1 protein-coding gene is annotated in these 327 nt (G+C 52.0%); it reads right to left on the bottom strand.

Annotation, left to right across the window (positions count from 1 at the left end):
* The coding region (locus OK409_RS22475; protein WP_319633926.1) for a DUF2931 family protein at window positions 1-327 on the bottom strand (327 nt) is incomplete at both ends.

The following is a 327-nucleotide window of genomic DNA, read 5'->3' as shown; positions in this document are numbered from 1 at the left end:
GTTATCACCTCCTGCGCTGTTCTGAAGCCAGATACGGACTTTACCCTCTGGTGCCAGCCCTAACAGTAATGTGTCATACCAGGCCATATTACCTCTTCTGTCCCTGCCGGTTGGCACCGACATTTTTCCCCGAAGGGCCGGTGAGAAGGTGATGCGCGTCTCGTAGGTCTTTTTATCGATAACCGAATCCCAGCAGAACAGCATCAGCGCCGGTGGATGCCGGGCTTTATTAAACTGAGCATGCATCCTGACCCGGTTATTCCATATCTGAGTTGTATCCGGATCCCCTGGAGTGCTGTCCAGCGTTCTGTAAGTGGATACAACTTT

Origin of the sequence: Pantoea sp. RG18 (assembly GCF_025910075.1) — a bacterium.
GTDB lineage: Bacteria > Pseudomonadota > Gammaproteobacteria > Enterobacterales > Enterobacteriaceae > Pantoea > Pantoea agglomerans.
Note: the sequence above shows the minus strand (reverse complement) of the source record. Positions and strands in the feature narration are given on the sequence as shown.